Annotated in this window: 11 protein-coding genes; 6 read left to right on the forward strand and 5 right to left on the reverse strand. The window is 45.7% G+C overall.

What is annotated here, in order from left to right; translation table 11 throughout:
* Nucleotides 1–213: 213 nt before the first annotated feature.
* The 3 genes from ACSQ8P_RS34375 to ACSQ8P_RS34385 all read right to left on the reverse strand — a co-directional run bounded on the left by ACSQ8P_RS34375 (nt 214) and on the right by ACSQ8P_RS34385 (nt 2,982).
* Nucleotides 214–831: a TVP38/TMEM64 family protein gene (locus tag ACSQ8P_RS34375; protein ID WP_436239238.1), complete on the reverse strand. Its 618-nt coding sequence runs from the start codon at nt 829–831 to the stop codon at nt 214–216.
* 123 nt (nt 832–954) lie between these two features.
* Nucleotides 955–1,608: a glycosyltransferase gene (locus ACSQ8P_RS34380; protein WP_436239239.1), complete on the reverse strand. Its 654-nt coding sequence runs from the start codon at nt 1,606–1,608 to the stop codon at nt 955–957.
* 150 nt (nt 1,609–1,758) lie between these two features.
* Nucleotides 1,759–2,982, reverse strand: coding sequence for an MFS transporter (locus tag ACSQ8P_RS34385; RefSeq protein WP_436239240.1), 1,224 nt, complete (start codon nt 2,980–2,982; stop codon nt 1,759–1,761).
* Between the two features lie 242 nt (nt 2,983–3,224).
* On the opposite strand from ACSQ8P_RS34385, the gene ACSQ8P_RS34390 reads away from it, so the two are divergent.
* On the forward strand, nt 3,225–4,109 hold the full coding sequence (locus ACSQ8P_RS34390; RefSeq protein WP_436239241.1) for a LysR family transcriptional regulator: 885 nt from the start codon (nt 3,225–3,227) through the stop codon (nt 4,107–4,109).
* Between the two features lie 47 nt (nt 4,110–4,156).
* On the opposite strand, the gene ACSQ8P_RS34395 is transcribed toward ACSQ8P_RS34390, so the two are convergent.
* Nucleotides 4,157–4,786 (reverse strand): LysE family translocator, encoded by a 630-nt coding sequence (locus ACSQ8P_RS34395; RefSeq protein ID WP_436239242.1) that lies wholly within the window; start codon nt 4,784–4,786, stop codon nt 4,157–4,159.
* A 23-nt stretch (nt 4,787–4,809) separates the two neighbouring features.
* Nucleotides 4,810–5,733, reverse strand: coding sequence for an ornithine carbamoyltransferase (locus ACSQ8P_RS34400; RefSeq protein WP_436239243.1), 924 nt, complete (start codon nt 5,731–5,733; stop codon nt 4,810–4,812).
* Between the two features lie 250 nt (nt 5,734–5,983).
* Here ACSQ8P_RS34400 and ACSQ8P_RS34405 point away from each other — a divergent pair, with 250 nt between their 5' ends.
* The 5 genes from ACSQ8P_RS34405 (at nt 5,984) to ACSQ8P_RS34425 (ending at nt 12,595) form a co-directional block, all read left to right on the forward strand.
* Nucleotides 5,984–7,330 (forward strand): ABC transporter substrate-binding protein, encoded by a 1,347-nt coding sequence (locus ACSQ8P_RS34405; protein WP_436239244.1) that lies wholly within the window; start codon nt 5,984–5,986, stop codon nt 7,328–7,330.
* An 89-nt stretch (nt 7,331–7,419) separates the two neighbouring features.
* Nucleotides 7,420–8,304: a carbohydrate ABC transporter permease gene (locus ACSQ8P_RS34410; protein ID WP_056622771.1), complete on the forward strand. Its 885-nt coding sequence runs from the start codon at nt 7,420–7,422 to the stop codon at nt 8,302–8,304.
* Nucleotides 8,301–9,116, forward strand: a complete 816-nt coding sequence (locus ACSQ8P_RS34415) for a carbohydrate ABC transporter permease (RefSeq protein WP_436239245.1) — start codon at nt 8,301–8,303, stop codon at nt 9,114–9,116. The genes ACSQ8P_RS34410 and ACSQ8P_RS34415 overlap by 4 nt, the downstream gene beginning before the upstream one ends.
* A gap of 108 nt (nt 9,117–9,224) precedes the next feature.
* Entirely contained in the window at nt 9,225–10,982 is a 1,758-nt protein-coding gene (locus tag ACSQ8P_RS34420) for a sensor histidine kinase (RefSeq protein ID WP_436239246.1), read from the forward strand.
* Nucleotides 10,979–12,595 (forward strand): response regulator transcription factor, encoded by a 1,617-nt coding sequence (locus tag ACSQ8P_RS34425; protein WP_436239247.1) that lies wholly within the window; start codon nt 10,979–10,981, stop codon nt 12,593–12,595. Before ACSQ8P_RS34420 ends, ACSQ8P_RS34425 begins: the two co-directional genes overlap by 4 nt.
* The last annotated feature ends 24 nt before the right edge of the window (nt 12,596–12,619 follow it).

Below are 12,619 nucleotides of genomic sequence, written 5' to 3' on the forward strand. Positions count from 1 at the left end.
TCCAGTTATTCGCTTCAAAGTAGCATTTACGGCAAAATTAACTTCATAAAATCCATTTATTTTAAATTTTGCTTTCATGTCGCGCCCTCAGTTAGGTGTGGAGAGACTCCAACGAATAAGTCTTCACTATGCACAAAAACCCCGCTCTGCTCAAGCTTCGCTCCCTGTAAATCGGGAAACAAGCTTGCTTCAAGGCGGGGGCATTCTGCGGCATCACATAAACCGCTTTTCTACTTTTTTGCTAATCACCAGTGAAATACCAATGAATAAGGCCACATAAATAAGCTCATACGGATTGTTCACGAACCTCTTCAAATCATAGCCAATGAAGCTAACGGACATGACCATCACCGCTTTCCCCGCTGCAACCGCCACGAGGAATGATCGAAAACGCATCCGCACCAGCCCCGCCGCCATATTAATAACCACGAAGGGTCCTAGAGGAAATAGACTAAGGATAAAGACATAATTGAACGCTTGGCGTCGCGCCCAGTTGAGGCTTTTTTGGACTTTCGGTTTCTGCGACCAACGCACGAGATAGGGGTGGCCTGCCACCTTTTTCACAATCGCAAACGTCACCAAGCAACCGCACACAATTCCGATCCACGAGTAGAGAAAACCGAGCCACAGCCCATAAACTGTCGCGTTCACGCTAATGATCACCAGTGTTGGGAGTGGTGGAATGAAGGATTTCATAAAGGGAAGCAGCAGTCCCGGCAGCGGACCGAATGAGCGGTACTTGTCCAAAATCAGCATCAGATTCTCTTCGGTTAAATAAGATAAGAGCTCTTTGATATCCATATGGCGTGAAAAGTCGACAACCTTCGACATTTCCTCTCCTCTCGTTCATATGGCACGATTATAGCACGACGGCCCCAATTAGCGCACGGTGGAACACAAAACAAGCTGACACTGGGACACCCAGTATCAGCTTGCGCATGAGTAAATATAAACTTATTTGAACTTATCGGGGAACTGCTTGATAATCCCATCCGACAACATATCGGCATACATCATCATATGATCCTCACCCTTATCGAAGGCAAGAATATCCGCTTTCCAATCCTTTTTCAGCCTCGCAGTGACTTGATCAGTAATAAACTGCAAATGTGCATATAGCATGTCCCGCTGTTCTTTCTCTGACCAGTTCGGATTCGCGGCGCTTAGAAATTTGGCGATATCGTCCGCATTTCGGTACCACTCTTTGTTAAACTTGGCTAGATCGGCTTGATTACCAGCTTTGGCCGCATCTAGCACGCCACCAGCTAATTGGATGTGTTCCCTCAACAGTTCAGCCAACTTATTCCCAGCCGCATCGCCATAAACCGGCTTCACCGCATCACCAATGTCCTGCTGGTTCTTCAGCAGCCTATCCAAAACATCTTTCTGATCCTCTACCCCAGCAATTGCACTTACAATGTAGCTTCTCGTCCAGCCCACATGATTAGCCCAAAGTCTCCTCATGTCTTGCTTAAGCTTCACTTTCGCATCGTTCATACAAAGCGCAGAACCAGGTTCTTTCCCAGCGGCATGTGCGCCTATCGGCATGAACGTGAAGGAGAGAACCATCGTTACAAGCAGCGTTACTAATAGGAATCTTCGTTTCATCAAAACCTGCTCCTCTGCAAACAATTCTCGAACAAGGTTTATTTTGAGGAAATACTTACGTTTTTATGCCCGTTCTCTACGGCTATATGAAAAAGACCCTCAGCTATCCGCTGTGGGTCTCCCGATCCTATCCCGATCCTATCCATCCTTCTAGACTAGCTTGGCATTCTGATTATGGAGTGATAACTTCGCTCGAGGACGATGGTGCAGCACATAGTACAAAGCCGCGGATAGCAAGGGAACGAGCCCTGCGACGACATACATCATGCGATAATCCGACACCGAAGCGATCATTCCCATGACATAAGACCCTAAGCCGTACCCAAGGTCGAACAGCAGGAAAAACGTCCCCGTTGCGCTCCCTCTACGGTGTTCAGGTGCCAGCTTCATCGCTAAAGCCTGAAAGCAAGGCAACAGCGCCCCATAACCCACGCCCATAATGACTCCCGCCACCAAAACCATTGTTCCAGCATGCGCTTGGCTTAATAGGAGCATCCCTACGGTAAACAAGACAATCCCGGGATAATACAGATAATGTTCATTGTAAGAGTCGAATATTTTCCCAATCAGCGGCCGGAATACCACGATCATCAGCGCAAACACAACAAAGAAGGTACCTGCAACTTGAGATTGATGAATTTCAACCGTAAACGAGGACATAAAACCAGATAACGAGCTATAGGCAAAAGCTAGAATAAACCCCACCGCCGAAATCGGCAGTGCCTTAGGCTCGATAAAATCACTCCATTGCAAGCGCCGCTTCTCTCGTTCTCCGGGCTCCATCGCCTGCAGTGCCTCTTGTTTTTGCTTAGGCACTCGCATACCCAGCGTGAATAGGAGTGAGAGCGCAGCAATCACACAAATAGCCAACAACAGAACATGGATGTCCTTATCTTTCCATAAAAATAAACCCATCGCAGGCCCGATGACCATCCCGACGCTCATGAACATGCTGAAATAGCCCATCCCCGTGCCCTGACGCGAATTAGGTACGAGTGACGATGCAATCGTACTCGTTGCCGTTGAAGCTATCGCATAGCTCATGCCGTGAATAAGGCGAATCACCAGAAACATGAACGTCCCCTTCGCGCCGAAGTAGCTGATACAGGCCAATAAGAAAATGACCATTCCGATAATGGCCATCTTCTTTTTACCATAGCGATCTACCCATTGTCCTGAGAAGGGTCTAATCAACACCCCACCGATGACATAAATCGTTATCGATAATCCCATCTGCTGCTGATCACCGTGCAAACTATCCTTTACATATAGGGGAAATGCCGTAGCAAGAATATAAAAAGTGAGAAACATGAAAAAGCTGCTCATACATACGACAACGAAATTTTTGCTCCAAATTCTCTCTCTAGTCAACATATGTGCTCCATTCTCCACAAGGTTTTCTGTATGTTGAACTAGTATAAGAGGGAAATTCAATAAAGTATAATACATATTATATGATAGAATGATCACATCAAAGTTATGAGAAAGTTTCTATCGATGCCATTCGAAGATGAGCGACCGCGTTTAGATGTAAATTTTATCGCCAATCAGAAAACAGTTTTCGGGAAGCGAAAACTTATACTTTCTGATGTGGTGAGAAAAGCGAGGATTCACCAATGGAATTCCTACAGCTTCATTATTTTCAAACGGTCGCACGCCTTGAGCACATGACCCAAGCTGCCAAAGAGCTCAATGTCTCACAACCTTCACTTAGCAACTCCATCCAGCGGCTAGAGAAGAAGTTAGGTCTCCCTTTATTCGAGCGTCAAGGCCGGCATGTGAAATTGAATGCCTTCGGGAAGACATATCTCCGCCGCGTTGAGCAAGCTTTCCTAGAGTTGAAAGAAGGCGAACGGGAGATCAAAGATATGGCTGGACTCGACCATGGTGTCGTCTCCCTTTTTGTATCGCTACCGTACGTGCTGCCGACCCTTCTCAAGGAGTTCCTGACCCTTCATCCCCACGTCAGAGTCATCCAGCGCCAGTTGGCTTCTGCCTTGGAAATGAAAAAAGATCTCGAGAATGCCGAAATCGATTTCTGCATCTCTTCTACACCGGTAATCGGACCGGATATTGAATGGCTCACACTTGTCGAAGAAGAGTTGTATTTGACTGTCCCGAAGGGACACCGCTTTGCCGCCAGAGACAGTATTCGTTTAATAGAAGCTGCGAATGAACCCTTCATCTCCCTATCCTCCCAAACGAATTTCCGGGAAATTACGGATGGCTTCTGCCGTCAGGCGGGGTTTGAACCTCACATCGCGTTCGAGCTGGAGGAAGTCAGCGCTATTCAAACTTTAGTCGAAATGGGGCTTGGCATCACTTTCACACTCCCGCTATCCCTAGGTAGAAGAGCTTCCAATCCCGACACCGTTCAGTTAAAAATAACAGAACCCTACTGTCACCGCACCTTTGGCATCGCCTGGAATCGCAAGCACTACCTCTCTCAGGCGGCCATTCATTTCCGTGAGTTTGTGATTGCTTTTTTTAAGCAAGGTTAGATATGAATAAAAGACCCGCGGCAAGCTGCTGCGGGTCTCTATCGTTATTAGGGTCTCCGCTCGAAAGCAAGACGTACAGCCAACCCCGTCAACACACTGCCCATCAGCCACCGCTGGATCTGCAGCCATAGCGGACGCGTGCCGAACCATCCGGCGATGCGGCTTGCCGTTAGCACGATGACGAGGTTTACTGTGAAGCTCACCATGATTTGCGTGAGTCCCAGCGTTGCGCTTTGCAGCAGTAAGGAGCCCCTTGCAGGGTCCTCGAACTGAGGTAGAAGCGACACATACAGGACCGCAGCTTTGGGATTGAGCAGGTTGGTCATGAAGCCCATGAGGAATAGCTTCTTTGGCGGGTCAACGGGTAGCTCCCGAGCAGTCAGCACCGATCTAGCGCCCGGCTTAACAGCCTGCCAAGCCAGCCATAGTAAGTAGGCAGCTCCGGCTAGCTTTACTGCGTCGAACACAAAGGGAGCTGCCAAAAACAGCGCCGACAGCCCTAACATCGTAGTCACGATGTAGACCAGGAAGGCAAGTACAATGCCGAGCAGTGAGATGATCCCCGCCATCCGCCCCTGCGTGACTGAGCGTGAAATCAAGTAGATCATGTTAGGGCCGGGCGTACACACCATGCCTAGCGAGACTAAAGCGAAAGCGATAAGGGTCGTGAGTGTCATTGGTCGTGGTGGTCCCCCTTCAGCTATAGGTTCAGTAGGTGTAGGAGCAAGCTTTTTTGAACATGCATTCGATTCTCCGCTTGCTGATAAATGATAGATTGCTCTGATTCAATCACATCTTCTGCGATTTCAAAACCTGGATGAATGGGCATATCATGCATGATGTAGGGTGAATACTTTCCAAGGCTGCGCTTGTTGATTTGGAAAGGCATCATAATGTCAATTCGTCTATCTTTCTCTTCTTGGTAATGTGCATCCGAGAAAAACTCCATATCGACCCATGTATCTGTGTAGATAAAGTCAGTCCTTTTCATCGCAGCAGACAGTACTTCGACTTCCTCAACGTATCCGCTTTGATAAGCTTGCTTCATCAATTCTTCATCCCACGAAGCTTCATTAACAATCGGAGTGACTAGCAGTAGTTTAACTCCCAATGTCATACAACCTGCAACTAAGGAATTTACAACATTATTATGAATGCCAACATAGGCTAAAGTTACACCTTCAAAAGTTCCTTTGGCTTCATAAATGGTCATTAAATCCGCAAGCGCTTGGCACGGGTGGTACATGTCGCAGCATCCATTAATCACAGGCACCTGAGAATAGGCAGCTAATTCTAGTAAATCTGCATGCTTTTTGAGCCTAGCCATGATGACATCGCAGTTCCTTGATGCATAACGGGCTTCGTATTTAATTGGAGAGATACTAAAATTGCTCGCATCCCAATCCATATTCACCGCATAGCCGCCCATTTGATGAATACCTGAATGAAAGGAAAGCGCCGTTCGGGTCGATGATTTCTGGAAAAGCATGAGCAGCCCTTTGCACTCACAGTGGTGGTAGTAAGCCTCTGGATTGTTTTTGATCTCTATGCCTTTGAGAATAATGGATAACAAGGCAGCTTTGTCGAGCTCTTGTAAGGATAGAATGTGTTGCAACTTCTTCACCGCTTTCGTATATTTATTCACTTATTTGTATTTTTATACATTTTAAACAGAGTAGAGTTACGTGTCAATAGTTAGAATGGTTGTCTCTACAATTTCTCGAAAAATGGCAACACTAACTTACAGTACTCCCATTTCCTTCAGTCGTAGTTATCCATATTGAATCTTAGTTATATCAACCAAACAGAGGAATCAGGTACTCTTAGAGATGTAAACACAACCATTTGAACGTACTTGGGAGGTCACATATTACATGAAAAAATCATTCAAACAATGGATTGGTGTCAGCACGACAGTCGTTATGGCTGCAACGGTGGTTGCAGGATGCGGCAATACATCTACGAAGACAGAACAAGCAACAACAACGCCAGGCGCTGCTGCAACAGCTAATGCGAAGCCATTCGCAGGAAAAACAATTTCCTTAGTAACAGCTAACCATCCTTGGGCAGAAGCTATCAAGCCCTTGCTTCCCGACTTCGAGAAAGAAACGGGTATCAAGGTGAATGTTGAAAACTTCTTCGAGGATCAGCTCACACAGAAGCTGACCGTGCAATTCACATCTGGTTCTGCAACACCTGATGTTTTTATGTACCGCCCTCTTCAAGAAGGCAAGCTTTTCTACAAAAATGGTTGGCTTCAATCTCTTGACGAATACGCTCAAAAAGCAAAAGACTACGACTTTAATGATTTCTCAAAATCCGCTATCGGTTCAACAACAGTTGATTCCAAATTAGCTGGTATCCCGATTATTACGGAACAAGAAATTTTGTACTACCGGAAAGACTTGTTGCAAAAGGCGGGTATTGCTGTTCCTAAAACATTAGAGGAGCTTACCGCGGCGGTTAAAAAGCTGCATGATCCGAAAAATGAGATGTACGGATTCGTAGCCAGAGGCCAACGCTCTCCACTTGTTACACAAGTTTCTTCTTTCCTATACTCCGAAGGTGCAGACTTCACAACAGGAGAGAAAGCCAGCATCAACACACCAGAAGCGCTCAAAGCCTTCACGACATATGGCACACTATTGAAAGACTATGCGCCTCCAGGCGTGCTCAATATGTCATGGCCGCAAGCTTTCGGTATCTTCGCTCAGGGTAAGGTCGCTTTCTTAACCGATGCGAACTCACTCTACCAGAACGCAACGGACCCGGCGAAATCGAAAATCTCTGATCAAGTTGGGTTTGCTGTATTCCCTGGGGGTAAAGCAGGCTCCAAGCCGTACAGTATTACATCTTGGGGACTTGCGATGAACAGCAAATCCGCCAACAAAGACGCGACTTGGGCGTTCATTCAATGGGCAACAAGTAAAGATATAGTGTTGAAAACACAGCAAAAAGGTAACCCTGGTGCCCGCGCTTCGATTTGGGATAAACCTGAAGGTACAACAGGCTTCCCGGCTGAACTCGTTCCGATCATCAAAGAAAGTGCCAAAACAGGCGTTGACCACGACCGTCCAACTGTAATTAGCGTAGGCGAAGCTCGTGATGCTGTTGGTGAAATTGTTCAGAAGGTCATGTCAGGTGAAACGAATCTTCAACCTGTGGCAGACAAAGCCAACCAAGCACTGCAAACAATTATGGATAAAGATAAAACAAGATAAATACATGATCAATGGGTGAAAAGGGTCATCTGATGGCCCTTTTCATCTTTCATACAGAAAATAACAACATCAGGAAGGGTGCATGCAGCGTGCAATACAGTTGGTTTAACCGCAACTTAAAATGGATCTATACACTCCCCGCGGTCATCTTCGTCCTGCTTATGATGCTGTTTCCGATCATCTATACCGTTCGGATCAGCTTCTATGAATGGAGCATGTCCGCAACGACACCACCTCTCTGGGTTGGTTTGTCGAATTATATAGCATTGTTCAAAGATGAACGCTTCTGGCATGCAGCAGGTTCTACGTTTTATTTCACATTCGCAGCGCTTACCCTCGAAGTGATTCTTGGTATCGCCATCGCCTTGCTTCTTTCCAGAGAGTTCCGCGGGAAGAATATCGTAAAAACAATCTTTCTACTGCCAATGGTAGCAACTCCGGTAGCCATGGGCTTAGTCTGGATGCTGATCTACGAACCTACGATCGGGGTAGCCAATATGCTGCTCAAAACGTTTGGTCTAGAGCCACTTCTCTGGTTAGCTTCACCTAATCAGGTTATCCCTTCGCTTGTTATCGTCGATGTGTGGGAATGGACACCTATGATTGCACTCATTATTATGGCAGGGTTAGCTACACTCCCAACAGATCCTTATGAAGCGGCGGATGTAGACGGTGCAAGTACATGGAGAAAGTTTGTTTCCATAACACTTCCATTATTAAGACCGACCATTATTGTGGCCGCTATGCTGCGATTGATTGACGTCTTGAAGACTTTCGATATCATCTATGCGACAACACAAGGCGGGCCGAACTTCGCTTCAGAGACTTTGAATCTATACGGATATGTGCTCGGTTTCCAATACTTTAAGCTTGGGATGGCTTCATCACTACTCGTTATTTTCTTCGCACTAGTGATGGGATTGACGTTATTTATGATTTGGATGCGTAAACGAATGGAGGGAGCCACATCATGAAAAAAAAGAAAGGTCTTAGAATTGCACAAACGCTGCTTACCTTTCTAGTCGTCATTGTGTTTGCATTTCCATTCGTATGGATGCTCCTCGCATCGTTTAAGACACAATCACAGATCTTGTCGACAGGCCAAATGTTTATCTTCAAACCAACGTTTCATAACTATGTCAGCGTGTTTAAAGAATATGATTTCATTAGATTCATTTGGAATAGCTTCCTCGTCGCCGCTGGTTCAACACTGTTGTCACTTATTCTAGGACTCCCTGCGGCATATGCGATTGCTCGTCATCACCTTCATAAGCTAGGGCTTCTCATCTTAGTCGCGAGAATTATCCCGGGAATTACCTTTCTAATTCCTTGGTTCATCTTGTTCTCCAAAATCCACTTGGTGGACACGTATACAGCGCTTATTTTAAGCCATATGCTTGTTGGACTGCCTTTTATTATCTGGATTATGATCTCTTTCTTCGAGGCTCTGCCGACCGAAATCGAAGAGTCCGGTCTCATCGACGGCTGTACGCACCACCAAGTTTTCTTGCGCATTATTATGCCCATCTCGGGACCTGGCGTTATTACAGCATCACTTCTCTCCTTCATCTTCTCGTGGAACAATTTCATGTTCTCGGTGATTCTGGCTGGAGACAAGACAAAGACGCTCCCGATCGCTGTATTTAACTTTATGTCCTACTCCGAAATCAACTGGGGGGCATTGATGGCAGCAGCCTGCATCATTACACTTCCGGTTCTCATCATCGCTTTAGTATCTCAACGTTATGTAGTAAGCGGACTTTCCGCCGGTGCTGTTAAAGGTTAACAACCAGAATTGTGAATACGGGAGATGCCGCCTTTCTTTTAGACAGCATCTCTCGTATATTAAATTTGAAGTTGGTTAGCTTAGCAGATACGTGGAAGGTGATTTCGTATGCCCTATAAATTGAATATTTTCAGCAAAATTTTAATTCTGTTGGTTTTGCTACTGATTCCCATCGTCCTGCTCTACAGTTATACGAATCGAATTACAAACAATGTCGTTCAAGATCAGATTCAATCGTCCAATTTGAACCAACTGTCTTTTTTTATGCACCAGCTGGATGCAGATGTGGAGCGATTAGCGATGTCTCCGGTGATTTTGGGAAGTGACCCCTATGTGAGAGAGTACATCGATAAGAATGATTCGCCAGATTATGACATGTTGAAGGAACAATCGCGCATCATCCAAAAGCTTAGCCTGCAAAGCGTCTCCAGCGGTTGGGTAAATGAACTCACGATAGCTATTCCCAAAGGGAAGCAAGTGCTATCCTCCAGCATCTTCGTAAATGGTACCGACGCATGGCCTTGGCATAGACCGATTCAGAGAACTTGGACCTATGAAGTACGTGAAGGTGACAAAGGTGTCGGATCGTTCATTAGGGAAGTTAGCGAGCCCATTCGTGCGCAGATTGTGGATCAAACGAATGTGCTTTATCAAGTGAGATTTAGTGTACAGAATATGGTTCAGCTGCTGGATGTGTATAAGAAAGATAAACGAAGCGATCCGTTTTTGGTGGATGATGGGCAATCCTTGATTCTCAACAGCTCTTCAGATTCATCCATTACGACCTCTATCAGAGAGCAACTAACGGGATCTACGCTACCGCTCTCCGGCCAAATGCAAATAAAAATCGACAAACAGCAGTATCTGGTCAGCTATGTGAAATCAACGCAATTAAATTGGTATTTGGTCGACTATGTGCCCGTTCAGAAAATACTATCTCCCATTACCATGACCCGCAAATTGTTTTACATATCGATCGGACTTTTGCTCATGATGAGTGTGTTAGCTTCCTTTATCTTGTATCGGAATGTACAAATACCTATCGGCAAGATGATTCAAAGTGTGCAGAAGGTGAAAAGAGGCGACCTATCGGCACGCATCGACTACAAAGCCAAGAATGAATTTGATTTCCTCATTCAACGATTTAATGAAATGGCGTCGCAAATTCAAGTACTGGTTGAAGATGTTTATGCGGAGAAAATACGCTCGCGCGAAGCCACTTTGAAGCAGCTGCAGTCACAGATCCATCCGCACTTTCTGTACAATTCGTTATTCTTCATTATCAATTCAGCTGAGATGGAGGATAAGGAGTCCGTTGTGGCTATGTCACAAAATTTAGCCGAGTTTTATCGGTATACAACAAGAGTCGAGAAACAAGTCGTTCGGCTGCAGGAAGAAGTGAATTTCGTTATTCACTATTTAAACATTCAGCAACTGCGTATTCATCGGTTAGTGTATGACATTCGCATTCCGGATGACATGTTGAACGAATCGGTTCCAAGGCTTATTCTTCAACCTTTGGTGGAGAACGCCATTATTCATGGCATTGAACGCAGTATGGAAAGTGACCGCATCACCATCAAAGGCGAGCAAGATGGGGAGTGGAACCGAGTGATTGTCGAGGACAACGGCCCTGGTCTGAACCAAGAGCAATTAACTCAGCTATCGAAACAGCTGGAGCAACCGATGTCCGATGACGTTGGCTGTGGCACATGGAATATTCATCATCGGCTATTTTATCAATTTGGAGAAGGATCGGGACTGACTTTTCAATTAGGAGAAGATGGGGGCATGAAGGCTGTGTTGACTTGGAAGCGTGAGAAGCAGCAGGAAACTCTTCCAGCTGCTCAGGAGAGAAGACCATGATTCAACTTCTCATTGTTGATGATGAAGCGCATGTTGTAGATCGGCTGCACGCCACGATTGACTGGGCGTCGCTGGGCATCGAACAAATTTTCAAGGCTTATTCGGGTAAAGAAGCGTTAGAGCTGCTTGAGCAATTCTCCATTGATATCGTCATTACAGACATTCAAATGCCGGGGATTACTGGCTTGGAGCTGATTGCTGAAATCAAGGACAGATGGCAGAAAACGAAGTGTATTCTCTTATCGGGTTACTCTGATTTCAACTACGCCAAAGAAGCCATCCTTCAAGGTACGGAGGATTATTTATTAAAACCTGTTACAGAGAAGGATTTGCTGGCTACGGTTGGCCGGGTCATGGATAAGCTTCAGAAGGAATGGCAAGAAGTCATCTCCACCCAGCGGCTTACTTACACGTTCAAAGAAAACCTGCCTCTACTGAGAGGAAACTTGCTGAATGATCTCCTTCAGGGTCGCAAACTTTCTGAGCAATCGCTCCAAGAGAAAATGCATATGCTGGAACTCCCTGATTTTCATGAACAGACTTGTGTATGTATGATGATTCGACTTGAATCTGACTTCCTTGAATATGATATGGGGCGTCTATCCCTAATGGAATATGCCATCAGTAATATGGTTGAGGAATTATTTGCCGAGAAATTCGATAGCTGGTCTACCAAAGACGCACATGATTATTTGGTTTTCATCATGAAACGGAAGCCGGTTACTAGCGAGAAGGAAGACCCTGCTTGGCTTGAACGAACAGCTGCTGTCCTCCAATCCGCCGTGAACAATTATTTGAAGGGCAAAATCTCCATTCTACTCAGCAGTTGGGGGGAGTTCCCTGGTGATATCACAACCTTATATAACTCCTCTCTAAGTGCCTTTCGTAAGCGTATTGGGAGCGAACATGAATTATTAATGGTGCTCGGCGAAGACTCCGCCCAAACGGAGCTTTCCGCTTTGCAGAAACTGTATGAACCTCCTACACTCAATCATCTCTTGGAGGCAGCCCGATGGGAAGATACCGAAGAGAAGCTTTCATTGATTTTCGACGAAATGGAAGCCAAGTTCTCGGAGTCCCAAGAGCACCTGTTGGAGGTTTACTTCTCGGTTGCATCCGCTTTTGCTTACATTGCTCATAAAAACGGCAGACCCTTGCACCAGCTCATTGGCGGAGACTACGAGAAAATGACGGAAGGCATTCCCTTCCGCAGCGTGAACCAATTACGTGAATGGTCCATTCGTTCCTTACATCGGATGATGGAGGATATGGATCAGGAGAGAAAAGATAGCCGGGTCACCCTGATTAATGACATCCGCTCTTTTATTGATCTGCATCTAGCCAGCGATGTCTCCTTGCAATCGATTGCGGATCACGTGTATCTGCACCCTGTTTATGTGTCTAAAATTTATAAGTTGGAAACTGGCGATAATCTAAGCGACTACGTCAATCGGGTACGTATGGATAAAGCTTCCTATCTGTTAAAAAACGGTCACGATAAAATTTACGAAATTGCTACGCAGCTCGGATACCAACGTCCGCACTCCTTTAATCATGCTTTCAAAAAGCATTACGGGATGACCCCTCAGGAGTATCGCGATCAATATTCTTAACCAGAAGGGAGGATGAGCAACGCT

This window comes from Paenibacillus sp. LjRoot153, assembly GCF_964253085.1.
Lineage (GTDB): Bacteria > Bacillota > Bacilli > Paenibacillales > NBRC-103111 > Paenibacillus_E.

Excerpts from the sequence above, each read along its gene's own strand:
- ACSQ8P_RS34375 (WP_436239238.1), bottom strand. The coding sequence starts at position 831 with ATGTCGAAGGTTGTCGACTTTTCACGCCATATGGATATCAAAGAGCTC.
- ACSQ8P_RS34380 (WP_436239239.1), bottom strand. The coding sequence starts at position 1,608 with ATGAAACGAAGATTCCTATTAGTAACGCTGCTTGTAACGATGGTTCTC.
- ACSQ8P_RS34385 (WP_436239240.1), bottom strand. The coding sequence starts at position 2,982 with ATGTTGACTAGAGAGAGAATTTGGAGCAAAAATTTCGTTGTCGTATGT.
- ACSQ8P_RS34390 (WP_436239241.1), top strand. The coding sequence starts at position 3,225 with ATGGAATTCCTACAGCTTCATTATTTTCAAACGGTCGCACGCCTTGAG.
- ACSQ8P_RS34395 (WP_436239242.1), bottom strand. The coding sequence starts at position 4,786 with ATGACACTCACGACCCTTATCGCTTTCGCTTTAGTCTCGCTAGGCATG.
- ACSQ8P_RS34405 (WP_436239244.1), top strand. The coding sequence starts at position 5,984 with ATGAAAAAATCATTCAAACAATGGATTGGTGTCAGCACGACAGTCGTT.
- ACSQ8P_RS34415 (WP_436239245.1), top strand. The coding sequence starts at position 8,301 with ATGAAAAAAAAGAAAGGTCTTAGAATTGCACAAACGCTGCTTACCTTT.
- ACSQ8P_RS34420 (WP_436239246.1), top strand. The coding sequence starts at position 9,225 with ATGCCCTATAAATTGAATATTTTCAGCAAAATTTTAATTCTGTTGGTT.
- ACSQ8P_RS34425 (WP_436239247.1), top strand. The coding sequence starts at position 10,979 with ATGATTCAACTTCTCATTGTTGATGATGAAGCGCATGTTGTAGATCGG.